General features: G+C 63.4%; 24 protein-coding genes. 14 read left to right on the top strand and 10 right to left on the bottom strand.

Annotation, left to right across the window (positions count from 1 at the left end):
- The first annotated feature begins 20 nt into the window (after positions 1–20).
- Entirely contained in the window at positions 21–308 is a 288-nt protein-coding gene (locus N5C25_RS00815; RefSeq protein ID WP_180874362.1) for a hypothetical protein, read from the top strand.
- A gap of 244 nt (positions 309–552) precedes the next feature.
- Here the strand turns inward: N5C25_RS00815 and N5C25_RS00810 are convergent, their stop codons facing one another.
- From N5C25_RS00810 to N5C25_RS00785, 6 genes are read right to left on the bottom strand one after another with little or no spacing between them, the layout of a single operon-like run.
- Positions 553–948 (bottom strand): hypothetical protein, encoded by a 396-nt coding sequence (locus tag N5C25_RS00810; RefSeq protein ID WP_180874361.1) that lies wholly within the window; start codon positions 946–948, stop codon positions 553–555.
- Entirely contained in the window at positions 945–1490 is a 546-nt protein-coding gene (locus N5C25_RS00805; protein WP_180874360.1) for a hypothetical protein, read from the bottom strand. The genes N5C25_RS00810 and N5C25_RS00805 overlap by 4 nt, the downstream gene beginning before the upstream one ends.
- Entirely contained in the window at positions 1487–1708 is a 222-nt protein-coding gene (locus tag N5C25_RS00800; protein ID WP_180874359.1) for a hypothetical protein, read from the bottom strand. The genes N5C25_RS00805 and N5C25_RS00800 overlap by 4 nt, the downstream gene beginning before the upstream one ends.
- A complete protein-coding gene (locus N5C25_RS00795; RefSeq protein WP_279936153.1) occupies positions 1701–3041 on the bottom strand; it encodes a replicative DNA helicase in 1341 nt (446 codons plus the stop codon). Before N5C25_RS00795 ends, N5C25_RS00800 begins: the two co-directional genes overlap by 8 nt.
- Positions 3038–3871, bottom strand: a complete 834-nt coding sequence (locus N5C25_RS00790) for a helix-turn-helix domain-containing protein (protein WP_279936152.1) — start codon at positions 3869–3871, stop codon at positions 3038–3040. Before N5C25_RS00790 ends, N5C25_RS00795 begins: the two co-directional genes overlap by 4 nt.
- Positions 3868–4143, bottom strand: a complete 276-nt coding sequence (locus tag N5C25_RS00785) for a hypothetical protein (RefSeq protein WP_021203783.1) — start codon at positions 4141–4143, stop codon at positions 3868–3870. Before N5C25_RS00785 ends, N5C25_RS00790 begins: the two co-directional genes overlap by 4 nt.
- Before the next feature lie 560 nt (positions 4144–4703).
- On the opposite strand from N5C25_RS00785, the gene N5C25_RS00780 reads away from it, so the two are divergent.
- From N5C25_RS00780 to N5C25_RS00740, 9 genes are all read left to right on the top strand, one after another.
- Complete coding sequence (locus N5C25_RS00780) at positions 4704–5378, top strand: helix-turn-helix transcriptional regulator (protein WP_279936151.1); 675 nt, start codon at positions 4704–4706, stop codon at positions 5376–5378.
- 883 nt (positions 5379–6261) lie between these two features.
- On the top strand, positions 6262–6501 hold the full coding sequence (locus N5C25_RS00775) for a hypothetical protein (RefSeq protein ID WP_088470396.1): 240 nt from the start codon (positions 6262–6264) through the stop codon (positions 6499–6501).
- Positions 6502–6721: 220 nt separating this feature from the next.
- Positions 6722–7384 (top strand): hypothetical protein, encoded by a 663-nt coding sequence (locus tag N5C25_RS00770; protein ID WP_251103576.1) that lies wholly within the window; start codon positions 6722–6724, stop codon positions 7382–7384.
- Positions 7381–7743, top strand: a complete 363-nt coding sequence (locus tag N5C25_RS00765; RefSeq protein WP_279936150.1) for a hypothetical protein — start codon at positions 7381–7383, stop codon at positions 7741–7743. Before N5C25_RS00770 ends, N5C25_RS00765 begins: the two co-directional genes overlap by 4 nt.
- Complete coding sequence (locus N5C25_RS00760) at positions 7740–8234, top strand: hypothetical protein (protein WP_279936149.1); 495 nt, start codon at positions 7740–7742, stop codon at positions 8232–8234. The genes N5C25_RS00765 and N5C25_RS00760 overlap by 4 nt, the downstream gene beginning before the upstream one ends.
- Entirely contained in the window at positions 8231–8665 is a 435-nt protein-coding gene (locus tag N5C25_RS00755; protein WP_111203773.1) for a hypothetical protein, read from the top strand. The genes N5C25_RS00760 and N5C25_RS00755 overlap by 4 nt, the downstream gene beginning before the upstream one ends.
- Positions 8662–9264 carry a hypothetical protein gene (locus tag N5C25_RS00750; protein WP_251103579.1) on the top strand — a complete coding sequence of 201 codons (603 nt, stop codon included), beginning with the start codon at positions 8662–8664 and terminating at the stop codon, positions 9262–9264. Before N5C25_RS00755 ends, N5C25_RS00750 begins: the two co-directional genes overlap by 4 nt.
- Positions 9251–9424, top strand: coding sequence for a hypothetical protein (locus N5C25_RS00745; RefSeq protein ID WP_251103580.1), 174 nt, complete (start codon positions 9251–9253; stop codon positions 9422–9424). Before N5C25_RS00750 ends, N5C25_RS00745 begins: the two co-directional genes overlap by 14 nt.
- On the top strand, positions 9411–9626 hold the full coding sequence (locus N5C25_RS00740; protein WP_180874350.1) for a hypothetical protein: 216 nt from the start codon (positions 9411–9413) through the stop codon (positions 9624–9626). The genes N5C25_RS00745 and N5C25_RS00740 overlap by 14 nt, the downstream gene beginning before the upstream one ends.
- A 1-nt stretch (position 9627) precedes the next feature.
- On the opposite strand, the gene N5C25_RS00735 is transcribed toward N5C25_RS00740, so the two are convergent.
- From N5C25_RS00735 to N5C25_RS00725, 3 genes are all read right to left on the bottom strand, one after another.
- A complete protein-coding gene (locus tag N5C25_RS00735; RefSeq protein WP_251103581.1) occupies positions 9628–10104 on the bottom strand; it encodes a hypothetical protein in 477 nt (158 codons plus the stop codon).
- 30 nt (positions 10105–10134) lie between these two features.
- Entirely contained in the window at positions 10135–10626 is a 492-nt protein-coding gene (locus N5C25_RS00730) for a type II toxin-antitoxin system antitoxin SocA domain-containing protein (protein WP_088470404.1), read from the bottom strand.
- A 481-nt stretch (positions 10627–11107) separates the two neighbouring features.
- Positions 11108–11746 carry a DUF6338 family protein gene (locus N5C25_RS00725; protein WP_058979776.1) on the bottom strand — a complete coding sequence of 213 codons (639 nt, stop codon included), beginning with the start codon at positions 11744–11746 and terminating at the stop codon, positions 11108–11110.
- Between the two features lie 280 nt (positions 11747–12026).
- Here N5C25_RS00725 and N5C25_RS00720 point away from each other — a divergent pair, with 280 nt between their 5' ends.
- Together N5C25_RS00720 and N5C25_RS00715 are read left to right on the top strand one after the other, a co-directional pair.
- The gene (locus N5C25_RS00720; RefSeq protein WP_227844238.1) at positions 12027–12221 is read left to right on the top strand and encodes an addiction module antidote protein; all 195 of its coding nucleotides are present in this window, start codon (positions 12027–12029) and stop codon (positions 12219–12221) included.
- 252 nt (positions 12222–12473) lie between these two features.
- A complete protein-coding gene (locus tag N5C25_RS00715; protein ID WP_251102077.1) occupies positions 12474–13058 on the top strand; it encodes a DUF4304 domain-containing protein in 585 nt (194 codons plus the stop codon).
- A 40-nt stretch (positions 13059–13098) separates the two neighbouring features.
- Here the strand turns inward: N5C25_RS00715 and N5C25_RS00710 are convergent, their stop codons facing one another.
- Complete coding sequence (locus N5C25_RS00710; RefSeq protein WP_279936148.1) at positions 13099–14553, bottom strand: SulP family inorganic anion transporter; 1455 nt, start codon at positions 14551–14553, stop codon at positions 13099–13101.
- A gap of 208 nt (positions 14554–14761) precedes the next feature.
- Between N5C25_RS00710 and N5C25_RS00705 the strand changes: the two genes are divergently transcribed.
- Both N5C25_RS00705 and N5C25_RS00700 read left to right on the top strand, forming a co-directional pair.
- On the top strand, positions 14762–15742 hold the full coding sequence (locus tag N5C25_RS00705; RefSeq protein WP_251102078.1) for a cation transporter: 981 nt from the start codon (positions 14762–14764) through the stop codon (positions 15740–15742).
- Positions 15743–15853: 111 nt separating this feature from the next.
- Positions 15854–16279, top strand: a complete 426-nt coding sequence (locus N5C25_RS00700; RefSeq protein WP_005411948.1) for an organic hydroperoxide resistance protein — start codon at positions 15854–15856, stop codon at positions 16277–16279.

Genomic DNA, 16279 nt, shown 5'->3' with positions numbered 1-16279 from the left:
CCCACAGCGGAGAACCGCGCTTGAACACGGACGATCAGACGAAACTCGCACGCTCTATTGGCCGCGACGTTGCCCAAGAGCGGGCGCTCTTGGCATTCATCGGCAGCCCTCGCAGGAACGAGCCGGCCGCAATGGCGGACGTCCTGAAAATGAACTTCGAGATGGGCCGCACGCAGCTGCAGGGGCGGCTCGTTGAGGCAAACCTGCCGGACAACCTCTACCGCACGGCCGAGGACGAGTTCCGCAAGGTGAAGGACGCGATCCTCGATGGCCTCAAGAACGGCAAGTATCTGGTGCCGCCTCGCTGACCAAACCCAACCGTCCTCCGTATGGGGGGCGGTTGTTTGCCCGGTTTCAAACCGGAGAAAGGTCGCGTTTCAACCAGACCTTCACACAGCTGCCGAAATCCCGGCAGTTCCCAGCCAGAATCGTGGATCCCGCCCCAGAAGATCGGCGGAGAGTTCCGCCGATCGGAAGATAGACGGATTTCCGTCTATCTCCCTAGGCCTATCCAGTTCTGGATACGCTCCAGAATCACCGGAATCCCGGTGATTACGCCCTTGGCCAGTTGCGTCCAGCCCTTCTGGCCTTCAGCACCACCAGCGAATCCGGCCCAAGCTTCTCCCATTGCGGGACCGCCTTGGCCACCTCACGGAACGCCGCATCCAGCCCCGCTCGAAATACACCACCCTCCGACCCGTAGTCGAACCGGTAGCCCTCGCCAAGAGCGTGTCGCGATGCCCACTGCCTGCGAAGCCGGCGCACGAGCAGCTTTGCTCGCGATTCGCTACCCACCCAAGCCCATTGGGCGGCAACCAGGTTGGGCCGGCGGCGGATGCTTCCTTCGGGGTTTCGGGTGACGCTGATTCGGACGATCCCATCGCCGCCGCAGGCTGCGCAGAGGTACACCGCATCGCGAGCGGCCTGTGCCAAAGTCAGATCCCTCATGCGCGCCGCGCCTCCATAAACGCCATGCCCTTGTCCAGCTCCTTTCGGTACTGCCACTTCGTGAATGCGGCGCCGAGCTTCTTGGCGACGGCTGCGGCCCGCTGTGCCTGGCTGCCCCGCCCGGTGAACTCCTCCAGCACCACCAGCGCGCGCACCATGTTCTGCCGGTAGAGGTCGGACAGCGCGCGGTCGATCCATCGATACTCGTCTGGCGAACCAACCATCACGGCGGCGGTGGCTGATCGGGAGACCAGCGTGCGGGTCTCAGTGCATGGGATCGGATCAACCGCCCAGGGCGCGACGGGCAGCACTGCCCCGTTGCGATTCACCCGGCCGGCGCCGGCCCCCAGCAGCATGCGCCGGTCGTGTCCGTCACGGAGCAATGGTGGACGTTCACGCTTCGTGCCCTGAGCGAACTGCTGAGCCCGGGCCAGCGGGTGTTCGTCCCTGCTCGGCGCCTCGTCCGGGGCGAGCGGTGCGCAGAACCGATGTTCCTGGTAGTGGCCCCAGTGTTTCAGCTGCTCCTTCAGCGACAGGCTCATTTCCCGCCTCCAGCGCGCGCAGCGGCCAGCCTCTCCATCTGCTCCAACTTCACCGCCTGTTGCCGCGCCAGCGATGCCGAGGTGCGGTACGCCTGTGCGGTCGTAGACCGCTGTCCCCGATCCCGCCACAACAGGCGGTCGAGCCGGTCCGCCTGCTGGTCGAGGGTGTCGGCAAAGAGACGAAGTGCCTGAGACCCCGAAGGGATGTAGTTACTCATCGTCACGCTCCTGCCAGTTTTTCCGCAGGTTTGGCTGCCGTGCTGCACCTACCGAGCGCAGCGTTTTACGCTCTGGTGCAGCCGGCGGGTTCCAATCCATAGGCTCGAAGCGCTGCCTCTCCATCATCGCGTTCAGGTAGAACTCGCCCAGGGCGCCATTGCGCTGCTTCTCGACCTTGACCTTCACAACGTCGCGGCGGGACTTGTCGGGGCGATGGAGGAAGATCACCACGTCAGCGTCCTGCTCGATCGCGCCGGACCCGCGCAGGTGCTTCAGGTTGGGCTCGTCGTCGCCGTCGCGGTTCAGCTGCGAAAGCAAGATCACCGGAACTCGCAGCTCCTTGGCGAGCCCCTTCAGACTCCGGGTGACATGCTGAATGCCTTGCTCCGTGGTCTCCCTGCGAGGCAGGTCGATGTAGGTCAGGTAGTCGATTGCGATCAAGCCCAGCGGGTTCTCCGAGTGCAACTGGCGGGCGCGAGCGGAGATGCCTTCGACGTTCAGGCCCGAGGATTCGTCAATGAACAGCGAGTGCTCCATCAGCGTCTTGGCCGCTGGAGCGGACCGGTCCCATTCATCCTCCTCCATCAACTTCGGTCGACGGATGTGTACGGCGTTGATCCGACCGATGTGGGAAATAGCCCGATCAGCCAACTGCTCGCCCGACATTTCCAGTGACGCCATGAAGCCGTTCACACCTTCCTTTGGCCGTGTGCCATGCAGGATCGACTGCAGCGAGAACGCGGACTTACCCACACTGGGCCGCGCCGCGATGATGATCAGGTCCGTTGGCTGCCAGCCGCCGGTCAAGTCATCCAATGGGGCATAGCCGGTCGGAACGCCCGTGAGATCACGGTCAGAATGCGCGCGATCGGTCAGGCCGCGCATGGACTGACGGACGAACTCGCTGATGTGCTTCGGGCCACCCGATGTGATCCGTGGTGCGCACGAGGCCAGGATTCGCTGCGCCTCGCCGAAAACATCCTCGTCCGGCTCAAGATTGGCGATCATGCGGCCGGCTGCGCGGAGTCGGCGCAGCAGCTGTCGCTTGCTGACCAACTCGGCATAGCTGCGGATGAACCTCGGGTTGCCGATGGAGGTCGAATCGATATCCAGCGCAAGGGTGGCCAACCCACCATCGAGCTCGCCGATGGTGACTGCGTCGGTCGGTCGTCCTGCGGTGATTTCGTGCTGGAGCGTCCTGAACAACCGTTGGTTCCCGGCGTTGGTGAAGTCGTCGCACGACAGGAAGTCGGCGATCCGCCAGTACGCTTGCCCGTCCCGAAGCAGGCAAGCGAGCACGGCCGATTCGGCGTCAAAGTCCTCGCGCCTCATTCCCGGCCCTCCAGCATCTCCGACAGGACCGTGTCCATGATCTGCGCGAACCGGTCCTCATCGATCAGCGTCGGCAGGCTCTGCTTCCACTTGGGGTTGTTGGGGTTGGGCGTGTCGCCACGCAGCCACTTGTCGTCCAGGCAGGACGTGAAGTAGACCTCCCAAAACTCGGCCGGCTCAAACACCAGCCCATGCTGCTTGCACACCGTCTGCGCCAAGGTGGAGGCTCTACCCAGCGCGCGGGAGAGCTTCGGCGTAGTCGTGAGGCTGGCTCGGCAACCTGGGCGGTTTCCCAAGATGCGGTTGTACGCCGTGACGATGGCCTCGAGGGGATCGGTTCCTTCCTCGCTGGCCGGATTCTCCAGAGCAAGCGAATCAGCTGTGTCGTCCCCGCCGGGGACTACAGGGGTACGGTTTTCTTTCTGATGGTTATATGACGGATTGGGTGCACGCCGTGCACCCCGTTCGGTCGTGGCGTGCACCCCGTTGGTGTCGTGGCATGCACCCCGTTCCCCCTCACGGGGTGCATGTGGTGCACCCCGTGACATGACGAGGTCATAGCAAACGGGACGGCGATCGGCAGCCGGGATGTGGGCAGCCACGATCACCTGATTGCCCTTCCTGATGATGCCCGCCTCCAGCAGTTGGGCGAGCCGGACACGCACCGTGCGAACCGCCAAGCCGGTGTCCTGCGCGAGCGTGGATGCCGACGGGAATGCGTTTTTGCCGTCCTTGTCCGCATAGTTGGCGAGGCAGAGCAACACGTGTCGGGAAATCGAGTCGGTCACGTCCTGCTGGTCCAGCGCCCATGTCATCGCCTGAACGCTCACGCCGATGCCCCCGAGACTTCCGGGAATGCGGCAATCATCAACGTGGCGAAGGCGCCCAAGTGCTCTGCGGTGATCCAGCGCTTGCTTGACATTTGCTGGATCCACTCCAGCGCCTGCTGCGGGCCGGAACAGTAGAAGTCGTAGGTGGGTTCGTCGCCCGGGCGGGTCCGGTCGTAGATCTCTACCGCGATTCGGCCGTCGGGAAGGCGCTCCTGCAGCTTGACCAAGGGCCTGGCATGGCGCTCCTGGATGCGAGTAAGCGCTTCCTGCATGACTTCGCCATAGGGACGCGGTCCCTGGCCATGCAGGTTTGCATCGGATTCGTGGTATGGCATAGTGGCCTCGCTCTGAACGAAGCCTCCGCGCATGTCTGCCCGACAGCGGGGGCTTCGTCGTATCTGGACGTTGGGTTCTCGCGCCAGACACCCGAGCGGCCACTACCACGCCAGGGATGCACGCTTTCCTTCACTGCGCCCGGGCCGTTCCGTCGGCCTCAGCAGAGTTGATTACCCAGCCGCGACTGGGTCAGCCCCGGCTACGACATTGCCATCGGCGTCGAACTTGTCGGGGAACTTGGCTTGGAAGAACAGCGCCCAGGGCCGGGGAATACCCCGCCTGCGCCACTGGCTGATTGAAGGGGCTCTGACGGAGCACAAGGCAGCGACTCGCTTCGTGCCCCCGAGGGAATCGATCAGTTGCGATGCCTGTACGGGATCGCTGATCGCGGAAACGTGGGTAGTCGTGGTCATGGCGAAGGAGATTAGCAGTTCCTAATTTACTTTACAACGACTTCGTGCGTAACATTGCCTAATTCCATTCACAGACCCTAACCATGGATCTCTCAACCCGGCTTCGCACGGCGCTGGCGCGCGCAGGCGTCTCTCAACTTGAACTGGCCAAGGCCGCTGGGGTTTCCGCCCCGAGTGTGAGCGGCTGGCTGAGCGGGAAATCGCAGTCGATCAGGGGAGATGCCTTGGTCAAGGCTGCGCGTGTCCTTGGGGTGCCGGCCTTGTGGCTTGCTACAGGCGAGGGGTCTATCGACGATGCTCCGGACGCGCCGCCGCTCTCCGTCCGTGAGACACCACCCGGATACCTTCGCCTCGAGCTACTTGATGGAGCAGCAGGCATGGGCGCAGGGGTCGTGAATGAGGAATTCCCGGAAGTGATTCGGAGCATGGATTACGCCGAGTGGGATATCCGGCAACGCCTGGGCTATCTGCCGAAACCAGGCCGGCTCAAGCTCATCACTGGCCGAGGCCCGTCGATGGCACCGATCATCAACAACGGCGACGTAGTCATGGTCGACACCGCCGTCGACTACTTCGACGGCGATGCCATCTACGTGATCAACATTGGCGGCGAAACTCAGATCAAGGGGCTGCAGCGCCGGTCCGACGGCGTGTACATCGTTAGCGCCAACCCGCTCTTCCCGCCCTACGCGGCACCGGACGACTTGTTCATCGCGGGCAAGGCGGTGGTCCAGTACAGCGCGCGTCAGATCGCCTAATGCGCATTTCTGAACGAGTTTAGAAATTAGTCAGAGTAAATTAGCGATCCCTATTGCGTCTTCGATTAGCAATGCCTAATCTAACCCTGTCGCCGCAACCCGCGGTTGATGGGAGCCACAGAGATGCACGCAACAAGGGACACCTGGCGCAGTAAGCACAGGCTGGTGCGCCAACTGAACACCCTTCGGAAGCGCTATGAGAGCCGTCTTCCGAGCCGAGGTTTCAGCCTTCTTGATCATGCCGACCAGGCGACTGTCCTGGTCGCATTCCCGGACGTCGACCCCTACTGCTGCCGGTTGAGCATCGTCTCCGCTGCTTTCGAGGCGGATTCGGCTACCGCCTTGGGACGCGCTCGAGGTTGCCGGGATGAACTCTAACCGCCGCTGCATTAAGGCCGGTTACGCCCACGGATCGGACCGCAAGGTCTCTACGCTGATTCGCGTGGGTTGGATCCTAGTCGTCCTCACGGCGTCGGCTGTTGTGCCACTGCGAATCGCAGAGATCGTCGCCGCGAACCATCCCGGTGCCGTTTTTTGCGTTGCCGTACCGAGTGACGCATCTGCCCCAACTTTTGCAGTTTCTCACGCCGACCAGAACCAAGGAAACCTGAAAAGTGAGTAGGAAAATTCCGACGCCACCCCAGGGTAGCGATCACCCCGCTTCCGGATGCCGTGTCATCAAGCAATACGAGGAAGGCGAGATCCACATCGGGGAGAGCATCCACCTCGTCGTTCTCGCAGCGCGCGACGGGAAGGCCCGAATCGGTATCCGGGCGCCGCGCCATCTGGAAATCACCGCACCAAAACAGTGACGGCCCGAGCGCGCCAACGCCCGAGCCGTCAACCAAGCCGCCCCGCAATCGACGAGATCAAGGAAGCAGACATGGCCAACAACAGTGTATCCCCGGGCAGCCCCGCAGTGTCCCTCGACGCTGGGCAGATGAATCTCATCAGGCTGCACCTCCGGAAATTGACCGCGTATACCGACATTCTGTGCGAGGGCGACCTGAGCGACGTTCAGTCGTCCTCAGTGAACGTCATTGCCGACCACGCCGCACTGGCGGTCGTGCATATCGGCGAGATTCTCGACACTGCTGCCGCTGCGGTGGGGGTGGAGCAGTGAGCCGGGCAGCGACCAGTACCCATGACGGCGAGAGCCGCGAAGCCGTAACCCAGGCGCTTCACGAGTTGTACGTGGGCGTCGCTGACATGAGGGACCTGCTGCAGTTCGTGATTGAGAACGGTCCGCTTGGCAACGAGGAGTTCCCGCGGGGCATTGCAGCAGCCGTAAGCATGACGCACGAGCGCGCCGTCGCACTGTGCAAGGTGGCGGAGGGGGTCCTATGAGCGCCGACACGAGCCCCATCGATCGCCTGTTGGCGCGGGGGCTGACCGGCCGCGACCTGGTCTCCTACATGCTCCCCGGCATCGTCTGGCTGGCGGAGCATCAGGACGAAACGTTCCGCCTCTGCTACCACGACGATGCTGGACGAGTTGTGGTGGAAGAGGTTGCCGCTCCTGCGCTGATCACCCGGGCACGGGAGCTGGGCTGGACCCCGGATGATCCAAATCCCGATCACCCCTATTGCATGTTCGGCGAAGCCATCTACCACCGGCGGCGCGGGGTTCACTGGTTCGCCACAGCCTGCGACGACACAACCGAGATGCTGCCACTGGCATTTCCCGCCCGCGAACTCGCCGCCGCGAAGAAGAGGGACGACCGTCGGTACAACGAGGCTGCTCAGGCTCGACGTGCAAAGGCGCGCGAGCGCGAAGTCAAGCGCCAGAAAGATGCAGAGGAACGTAAGGCGGTAGCTGAACTGAATGCGGCAGTGCAGGTTGCTGCCGATGACTTCGCAAAGGAGGCCGAGAAAGCTGGCCGGCCCATCACGCCAGGGACCGCGCGACGCAAGGCGTGGAAGCACATTCGCAAGTGCGACGACTGGACCTACCACCTGCTGCTCAAGCGGCTGCGGGCCATGCAAGTGAAAGGAGCGATGGCATGAACGTGATGACGATTCGCGAGGCTGTGCCGGCAGCACTCCAAGTGCATACGTCGGTGGCATTCCCGCCGCCGGCCGAGGGCTGCGCTCACATCCTGGTGCGGGACAACCTCAATGCACCGCGCTTTGAAAAGGGTGACGTTCTGCTCGCAGACCTGTCCCGCACTGAATGGCGCTACGACGGCATCTATGTCCTCGAACTGCATGGCCGGCAGGTCGTGCGTTACGTGCAGGACCGAGGGTCAAAGGGACTGTATGTGTACTACCTCTCGGCGATGGAGCTGGGCCAGTTCATCCCTAAGAGCGAGCTGAAGGTACTGGCAGCGATTACGGCCGTAAATTGCACGAGGAGAGTGGCATGACAGCGTCTGAAATTTACGCGCAGATGGCTGAGCTTCGCTCGGCAGCAGCCACGCTCCGCCAGCCGGGCGGGACCACCACCGACCGGATCAGCGCCGAGCTACTCGAACGGGCAGCACAGACCATTGCGATTCTGCAGCGCGCGCCGCTGCCAGCCACCACAGTGACCGGTCTCCTGCCGACCTTGCAGGACGGCTGGACGCCGGAGGACTACGGGACCTGGGCAATCCGTGCGGCCGAGCGTGCGCACGGCATCGGGACCACCATCCCGAACCCACCGCCGCCCAGCTGGGCCGAGGCCCCGGATGGCTACAACTACCGGGCGATGGACAGCGATGGCCGCTGGTGCTGGTTCAAGCGCCGGCCGCACACCGAGACGTTTGGCAGCTATGACGGCTGGGATAGCGACTTCGGGATTCGCGAGGCTCGCGGGCTGAGCTTCTTCCCCGGCTGGGCCGACACGCTGGAAGAACGCCCGCAGGTGGGCAAATGATCGAGATCATCACCCCGAAACAGCCGAAAGCTGACCGCGGCTGGGTAGAGCTGCCGCCGCCGCCGATGTGGGTAACTCTCGGGTATGCCGGGCGCCGATTCCGCCACCCAGCCAGGGGGCTGAACGTCATTTCCGCTGTCGAAGTGGCCACCGATCCGGGCGAGCCCGACAAAGGGCCGGAGTATCACATCAGTATCAGCCGTGACGGGAAGCGCTGCAGTTCCAGTGATGCAAAGCAGGTGCTTGCCGACTTCGAAATCGATGGCGCCGAGGAAGACAACCACGTCCCGAACGGAGTGGTCCGCAACTTCTGGCGACCTGTTGCCGAACACCTGATTGGGCTCGAGTGTCCGTGCAAAGCCAGCGAGCCACTGATGGCTGAGGACAAGGGCGACTTCGTTTGGCGCGGTACGCCGGGAGGTGATCGATGAAGCCCAACCTGACGCGGGCGCAGACCAACCACCTACGCAGACTCCTGGCATGGGTTCGCGGCGAAGTCGGCCAGACGCCGCAGGAGATGGTCGAAACGCTCAGAGGTCTCGGGCCTATGCCTGAGCCCAGCGCCGAGGCAAAGGCGCGCCTCGTGGACAGCTATAAGCGGGCCGAAGCGGTGCCTAAGTACGTGCGGGCCGCAGTCAAGGCGTTGGAGAAGCTGCTGGTCAAGCAGGAGGGCGCCATCGTGGACGTTGAAGCCGGCCCCGGCTTCGATGCCGGGCTCGAAGTCGTCGGCGCGCGCCACGTCCTGCAGCCGGCCCTGCTCGGCTCACAAACGGCTGCAGCGCCGCCGCCTGTCCTCTCGTCTCCGCAGCCGTGGATGGACCAAGTGCCGACGGAACCGGGCTGGTACAGATTCACCTGCGAGGAAATTGACGGCGCGATCGAGCGCGTCCTGGTGGTGGCCGAACGCCTCACTGGTCAGCTGCTCGCCGTGGACACCGAGATGGGAACGCTGGCCTTACAGCATTACCACGACGGCCTGACCAATCCGCGCTGGAAGAAGGTGGGGGGCCCGACCAATGGCATGGATTGACCGCCTTTTCTGGCGCATCACCGCGCGCAACTGGCTCAGCTGGCCGACGGAGCGCCGCCACCGGCTGACCGGCCGCTACCAGCACATTCGCTACAACGAGAACGGCCGTTGGAAGGACGGCCGGCTACCGAAGGAAGGAGGCCCGCATGGCCGCAGCTGAACACTCGACCTTTTGGCTGCTCTACGGGCAGTACGGCCCCACGATGACGGTGGAGAAGTTCCGCGAGGAGTTCTTTCCCAAGATGACCATGAAGACCCTGCAGAACTGGATCGCACGGGGCGACGCGCCAAGGCCTATCAACGGGGTACTCGACGTGCGCGATGTAGCCAACTGGTGGGATGGTCAGCGCGCGCGCGTTTAACTCAATTTGACTTGGCAGCCTGCGCAACGGACTTGATGAGGTCAAGGATGACCTTTCCAAGCTCTGTCGTTGGCGTTTTGTAATTGCCGTCTGCGTCGCAGTTCTGCTCAACGCTGATCATCTTGACCAATGCCATAGCCAAAGAGAGTGGCACAGCGGCAAACACTGCTAACGCAGCGCCGGCGAAAACGAGAATGTGCCAGTTCATTGTCGTCCCCCCCTTAACCAAGACCGACAAGAACTCGCTGCTCAGGAGGTTTACCAGTACGAGTAGAAGGACGATGAGGAAGGCCGCTATCAGTGCGCCCAACACAATGAACGCGGCCACGCGCATGTAGCGATGCGTCTTGTGGTTTCGATCCGCTTCGCTCTGGAAAAGCTCGCGGAGCTCAGTCGGCGCGTCTGCTTCCGGCGGGGCCGGATTCGCATTGAACTCATCCTCGGCCTGTTTAGCCGCAGCTTCCATTTCTGGAAACACTGCATCATCCGTGCTAGGTGGCATCTAAAACTACGCTCCCTGGTGGGCCTCGCGGATCTTCGCCTGATAGTGATCACGAATCAGATCATTGCTCATGGGCGCGAACATCGTGTCCTTGCCACCTTGTTGATGCCAGGCAACAGACCATGGCGTCCCAGGCCGGTGTGTCATATCCGACAACTCCATGCCGCTGAAACGCGAATAGTTTTTCCAGACACCATCGAGCAGCGGCACGACCTCAGTGCCTACCGGCTGGGGCAGCCCTCCAAAAGGGCTACTAGCAATCAGGCCGCGCACAGACTCGCGGCCAAAGTGCCGAAGTCGGTCGTACAGTTGCTTGATCACCGGGCCATGGCGCCACGCCTGCACTTCCTCGGCTATGAGCGGCTGGCCCGTGTAGCCCAAGTGCCACCCATGCGCGATATACACCAGCTTGAGCAGCTGCATGGGCGTTAACGCACGGCTCTCTTGCGAGGCGCGCTCCAAGAAGTAGTTGGCGATACTGGTCGAGGGATAAGGCATAAGGTGAGCTCCCGTCCGGTGGTGATGCAGGATCTGGGAAATTGAGCGAAAGCAACTATCACACAAACACGTCTCACGGCCTGAGAGACTAAAGCCACCGGCGACAGTTCATACATTGGTCACCGTGCGTACCACCCGCGCACCAGACCACCCATAAACCACTGAATCTACTGGGAATCCGCCCCATCCATCATCGGGGCAACGGACAGGCGCAGGGAATCAGCGTAACGGGCGGTGGCGGACGTCATCGGGGCGTTGATCGTGGAGACTGGCATTGCCAGTGAGATCAATAGTTTACACCGCCCGGCTGAATGCGCCCGGTCAGTCGCGCGGCAAGCGCCGGTTGGGCCCGCTTCCGGCTGGCGGCCGGGGTGGGCTGGGCGGTGGCAGCGGACGCTTCCTGCCCTCGGGGAGCTTGGGGTTTGCGTTCTCCATGGATACGACCAGCTGGTCCAGTGGTGGGTTGGAACCCTTCCTCAACTTAGCCATTGTCTGTCTCCTGGAGAATCTCGACCCATTGCACATCCACCGCGTGAATCAGTATGCCATCGAGCTGCGGAAGCTCCACCACGGCGGGGTTTGCCAGCGGATCCGCACCTTCATCTGGCGGATCCGCATCCACGAGCCAGGCCGGCATCTGCATGTAGAACTGTCCCGCAGCCGGGCTGATCGGCCACTCCTTGGGGTAGCCGGTCAGTCGACGGCCATCCTTCAACTGCAGCACCACGAAAGCAGGACGCGTACCGAGCACGCAGTACCACTCGCTGGGGTGGGACGTCCGCGTGGTGAAGCCTGCGCGGCGGAGACCCGCGTGGAGAAAGTCCTTGTTCGCAGCGAGGGCCAATCCTGTCCCCAGCAGTCCGGCGAGGACAAACCCCCAGAGCAGGCTGCTGGTCTCGGTCCAGATCCCCAGCACAAAGCAGCGACCAGCCAGCAGGAGCATCAGTTCGATGAACTTGACCAGCGCCTGGACTACGAAGGTAAATACCAGCGCTTCCACGGTCCTTTCGAACTGCGGTGGCTTGGGGTGTGAAGTCAGCCCGTAGAACACCCAGGCTGCCAGGAAGCCCGGCAGCAGATAGGTCAGCAGCGTGGTGGCGTTGTTGAACAGCGTATCCATTCCGGAAGAAGTACTCCGTCGTGAGGATCACAACGGAGCACGATCGCGGCGATTCTTCCACCCTGGGCAGGGTTCACAGGCCACAGATGCAGCAACCGCAACAGCAGCCATGAAGTCGCAGTGATGCAGTCGCAGCCTATAGCGTCAATGTGCGCTATCGAACGGCACCGTCCAATGCCCTGCACTACATCGCTCGGGGAAGCTCGACCAAGCTGGTGGTCTGCCATGTGAGGTACAGTCCAACGCGTTGCAGGTTGCAGACGCTTTCCTTGGATTCGCAATGAGCAGGCTGAAGACGATTCCCTTCGATCCCGCAGACTATCTGGATGATGACGTCGCAATCGCCATCTATCTGAGCGCCGCCTTGGCGGCTGGTAATGCAAGCCATTTTCAGGAGGCGCTTGGAACAGTGGTGCGAGCGCGCGGCACAGGCAGCAATGCCGAAGAATCGGGTCTTGGCCGCGAGAACATCTAGGTAGGCGCGTACCGGGCTCGCTGGGCATCGCCCGGCGCTACCCATGCAACGCAGCAGGTCGTGCAGGATCGGGGCCCACCGAGCTGGGCACAGCGATCACACAGCTATCGTCAAATGCGACATGTTCTGACGCCAGCCCCCATTGCACCTTCCTTTTCAGCCGATAGGCTTCAGTACAGCGCACCGGCACACCCGTTATGGCATGCCCCACCTGCAGTCATCTTCCCGCCCATGTTCGCCTCGTGAGGCCCAATGAAAAGGCAAGCTTTGGACACCGCCTTCGCCTCAATGAAGGACGCAGGATTTGTGCGCAACGGGCCGACCTTCATGAGAGTGCGCGAGCATTTCGTAGATGTTCTTTCACTGCAGACCAGAAGCGACGGCAAAGCACTCGCATTCAATGTCGGTGTGCTCGCCCGCTTCATCCCGGGGCGTTGCAAGGATCAGACCACGAACCTCAACAACACCGACTGCGATGTGAGCTGCAGGGCCGCTCCCCCAGGGAAAAGCGACCATTGGATAAGCGTTGAACAGGACGCTGAACTGCTCAAGACCGAGGTGGATGCTCTTTTGACGGAGAATGCCCTTCCCTTCTTTTCGCAGTTCCAGGACATCGATTCCATCTGTGGAGCGTTGACGATCGCGGCCATTCAGGCGGACTCGACGCCGGCACACTTCAATTCGGTCACGCGCGTCCGCAGGGCCCTGCTATCTGCCCTTTCATGGCAGGCCAAGGATGACACCGAGTCTGCCAAGGCGCTGGCCACATATGGACTCTCCATCTGCAATGGCGCTACCGCACTGAAAAGCCGATTCAGGAAAATTCTGGAGGCTTAGCCGCCCCCAGAACCGACCCGGGCATTGAAGCACTACCACTTCAGTGCGCGCTGCGCGCGCCACCGACCTGCTCGATCAGCGTCTGGCTGGCCGCATTGAGCCCCACCACCGTCACCTCCGCACCGTGCGCGGCCAGCTTTTCCTGCGCCCGCTCCAGCGCGGCCACAGCAGTCAGATCCCACAGGTGGGCATCGCGCAGGTCAATCTGCACCTTCGGCGCCACGTGCTGGTAATCGAACGCCGCACCCAGCTGCCCCGCCGAGGCAAAGAACACCTGCCCACGCACGCGGTAGACCTGCGTGCCACCGGCATCGTCGCGCTGCACATCCAGCATGTGGCCCACCTTGCGCGCGAAGAGCAGGGCCGACAGCAGCACACCGCTGAGCACGCCCTTGGCCAGATCGTGGGTAGCCACGGTGACCACCACGGTCAGCAGCATCACCGCAGACGAGCTGCGCGGATGCGTGCGCAGGTCGCGCAGCGAGCGCCAGCTGAAGGTGCCGATGCTGACCATGATCATCACCGCCACCAGCGCAGCCATCGGGATCTGCCGCACCAGGTCGCTGCCGTACACCACCATTACCAGCAGGAACACGCCGGCCACCAGGCAGGACAGGCGGCCGCGGCCACCAGAGGTCACGTTGATCACCGACTGGCCGATCATCGCGCAGCCAGCCATGCCGCCGAGGAAGCCGGTGACCGTGTTCGCCACGCCTTGGCCGACGCATTCGCGGTTGCGTTCGCTGGGCGTCTCGGTGATGTCCTCGACAATCTGCAGGGTCATCATCGATTCGAGCAGGCCGACCACGGCCAGCGTGGCCGACACCGGCAACAGGATGCGCAGCGTTTCCCATGTGAGCGGCACATCGGGAATGAAAAAGTGTGGGAGGCTGTCTGGCAGCTGGCCCATGTCGCCGACGCTGCGCACGTCGATGCCGAAGCCGATCACCACGGCGGTGAGCACCACGATCGCGACCAGCGGCGAGGGTACGGCGCGGGTGATACGCGGCAGCAGGTAGATGATCGCCAGCGCGGCGGCGCACAGCACGTAGACCGTAGGGCCGCGGCCAATCAGTTCCGGCATCTGCGCGAGGAAGATCAGGATCGCCAGCGCGTTGACGAAGCCGGTGATGACCGAGCGCGAGACGAAGCGCATCAGCGAGCCGAGCTTGAACACGCCCGCGAGCACCTGCAGCAGGCCGGCCAGGATGCTGGCGGCGAACAGGTACTGCAGGCCGTGGTCCTTGACCAGGTCGACCATCACCAGCGCCATCGCACCGGTGGCGGCGGAGATCATTCCGGGGCGGCCGCCGGCGATGGCGGTGATGACGGCAATGGAGAACGCCGCGTACAGCCCGACCTTGGGGTCGACGCCGGCGATGAGCGAGAAAGCGATGGCCTCGGGAATCAGGGCCAAGGCGACGACGATGCCGGACAGCAGGTCGCCACGGAGGTTGCCGAGCCATTGCTGGCGCAGGGGGTAGGACGTTTGCATGGAAAAACTCCGCGCGCACGCGGGCGTGGCCGCGCGGCGCTGCAGTGGAAAGACACGGGTTCCTGAGCCGGGCGGGCCGGCTGCCGATGTGCGGCAAGGGTCAGGGTGGCGTGATCACTGCAGGCGGGCGTCGGTACGTGGGAGGGGCGCAGTCTACGGGAAGCGGCCGCACGAAGGTAGCGCGACCGGCCGCGAAAGGCCGCGGGGCATGGCGCCGCTCTACAATCGGGGCATGGCTACTGATCGCCCGCAGTTCTTCGACCCCGCCACCGAACAAGGCGTGCTGCGCCTGTCGATCGCCGCCTCGCTGCTACTGGCCGCCGCCGCAGTGGTGTTCGGCCTGCTGGCCAATTCCTCGCTGATCATCTTCGACGGCATCTACGGCCTGATCGACGTGGTGATGACCTGGCTGTCACTGCTGGTGGCGCGGCTGATTGCGCTGTCCACGCAGACCGATGCGCTGCAATCGCGGCTCAACCAGCGCTTCACCATGGGCTTCTGGCACCTGGAGCCGATCGTGCTGGGGGTGAGCGGCACGCTGATGATCGGCGCGGCGCTGTATGCGCTGGTCAATGCGGTAGATGCACTGATGTCCGGGGGCCGCCACATTGCGCTGGGCCCGGCCATCGCCTTCGCCGGGCTGTCCATCGTCGGCGAAGGCGCACTGGCATGGTTCATCCTGCGCGCCAACCGCCGCATCGGCTCGGAGTTCATCGCACTGGATGCGAAGAACTGGGTGATCGCGGCCAGCATGTCGGCCTGCTACCTGCTGGCCTTCCTCGGCGGCGTGCTGGTGCAGGGCACGTCCTGGGCCTGGGTCGGGCCGTACATCGACCCGGCCATCCTTGCCTTCGTCTGCGTGCTGGTGATGATCGCCCCGCTCGGCACCGTGCGCCGGGCGCTGGCCGGCATCCTGCTGGTCACCCCGGCGGAGCTGCAGACGCACGTGGATGCCGTGGCACGCGCGATCGTGGCCAAGCATGGCTTCGTCGAGCACCGCAGCTACGTGGCGCAGGTGGGGCGAGGCGAGCAGATCGAGCTGTTCTTCGTGGTGCCGGAAAACGACCCACCACGGCCGCTGGTGGAATGGGACCAGCTGCGCGACGAGATCGGCGATGCGCTGGGCGAGGCCTCGCCGGACCGCTGGCTGACCATCATGTTCACCACCGACCGCGAGTGGACGATCTAGGCCGACAGGACGATCGATCAAGTTTTTCGTACGCCCTGCAACCCAACGTACGCGGAAAGCGGGCAAAGTAGGCTCCAACGCACCACCCACCCACCGACCAGGAGCATCCCGATGTCCATCGAAAAGGTTCTGTACACCGCCCAGGCCACCTCCACCGGCGGCCGTGAAGGCCGTTCCGTCTCCTCCGACAACGTGCTGGACATCCAGCTGTCGACCCCGCGCGAGCTGGGCGGCGCCGGTGGCCCGGGTACCAACCCGGAGCAGCTGTTCGCGGCCGGTTACTCTGCCTGCTTCCTGGGTGCGCTGAAGTTCGTGGCCGGCCAGGCCAAGGTCGCGCTGCCGGCCGACACCACCGTCACCGGCAAGGTCGGCATCGGCCAGATCCCGACCGGCTTCGGCATTGAAGCCGAGCTGACCATCAACGTGCCCGGCGTGCCGCGCGAGCAGGTGGAAGAGCTGGTGCAGAAGGCGCACATCGTGTGCCCGTACTCGAATGCCACCCGCGGCAACATCGACGTGACGCTGGTCGTGGCCTGA

This window comes from Stenotrophomonas sp. GD03958 (assembly GCF_029839005.1).
In the GTDB taxonomy this organism is placed as follows: Bacteria; Pseudomonadota; Gammaproteobacteria; order Xanthomonadales; family Xanthomonadaceae; genus Stenotrophomonas; species Stenotrophomonas hibiscicola.
Note: the sequence above shows the minus strand (reverse complement) of the source record. Positions and strands in the feature narration are given on the sequence as shown.

Coding starts and splice junctions, on each gene's coding strand:
- N5C25_RS00705 (WP_251102078.1), top strand. CDS start 14,762: ATGGCGCCGCTCTACAATCGGGGCATGGCTACTGATCGCCCGCAGTTC.
- N5C25_RS00720 (WP_227844238.1), top strand. CDS start 12,027: ATGAGCAGGCTGAAGACGATTCCCTTCGATCCCGCAGACTATCTGGAT.
- N5C25_RS00775 (WP_088470396.1), top strand. CDS start 6,262: ATGGCCAACAACAGTGTATCCCCGGGCAGCCCCGCAGTGTCCCTCGAC.
- N5C25_RS00700 (WP_005411948.1), top strand. CDS start 15,854: ATGTCCATCGAAAAGGTTCTGTACACCGCCCAGGCCACCTCCACCGGC.
- N5C25_RS00770 (WP_251103576.1), top strand. CDS start 6,722: ATGAGCGCCGACACGAGCCCCATCGATCGCCTGTTGGCGCGGGGGCTG.
- N5C25_RS00755 (WP_111203773.1), top strand. CDS start 8,231: ATGATCGAGATCATCACCCCGAAACAGCCGAAAGCTGACCGCGGCTGG.
- N5C25_RS00785 (WP_021203783.1), bottom strand. CDS start 4,143: ATGCAGGAAGCGCTTACTCGCATCCAGGAGCGCCATGCCAGGCCCTTG.
- N5C25_RS00800 (WP_180874359.1), bottom strand. CDS start 1,708: ATGAGTAACTACATCCCTTCGGGGTCTCAGGCACTTCGTCTCTTTGCC.
- N5C25_RS00760 (WP_279936149.1), top strand. CDS start 7,740: ATGACAGCGTCTGAAATTTACGCGCAGATGGCTGAGCTTCGCTCGGCA.
- N5C25_RS00805 (WP_180874360.1), bottom strand. CDS start 1,490: ATGAGCCTGTCGCTGAAGGAGCAGCTGAAACACTGGGGCCACTACCAG.
- N5C25_RS00810 (WP_180874361.1), bottom strand. CDS start 948: ATGAGGGATCTGACTTTGGCACAGGCCGCTCGCGATGCGGTGTACCTC.
- N5C25_RS00780 (WP_279936151.1), top strand. CDS start 4,704: ATGGATCTCTCAACCCGGCTTCGCACGGCGCTGGCGCGCGCAGGCGTC.
- N5C25_RS00715 (WP_251102077.1), top strand. CDS start 12,474: ATGAAAAGGCAAGCTTTGGACACCGCCTTCGCCTCAATGAAGGACGCA.
- N5C25_RS00750 (WP_251103579.1), top strand. CDS start 8,662: ATGAAGCCCAACCTGACGCGGGCGCAGACCAACCACCTACGCAGACTC.
- N5C25_RS00745 (WP_251103580.1), top strand. CDS start 9,251: ATGGCATGGATTGACCGCCTTTTCTGGCGCATCACCGCGCGCAACTGG.
- N5C25_RS00765 (WP_279936150.1), top strand. CDS start 7,381: ATGAACGTGATGACGATTCGCGAGGCTGTGCCGGCAGCACTCCAAGTG.
- N5C25_RS00725 (WP_058979776.1), bottom strand. CDS start 11,746: ATGGATACGCTGTTCAACAACGCCACCACGCTGCTGACCTATCTGCTG.
- N5C25_RS00730 (WP_088470404.1), bottom strand. CDS start 10,626: ATGCCTTATCCCTCGACCAGTATCGCCAACTACTTCTTGGAGCGCGCC.
- N5C25_RS00795 (WP_279936153.1), bottom strand. CDS start 3,041: ATGAGGCGCGAGGACTTTGACGCCGAATCGGCCGTGCTCGCTTGCCTG.
- N5C25_RS00710 (WP_279936148.1), bottom strand. CDS start 14,553: ATGCAAACGTCCTACCCCCTGCGCCAGCAATGGCTCGGCAACCTCCGT.
- N5C25_RS00740 (WP_180874350.1), top strand. CDS start 9,411: ATGGCCGCAGCTGAACACTCGACCTTTTGGCTGCTCTACGGGCAGTAC.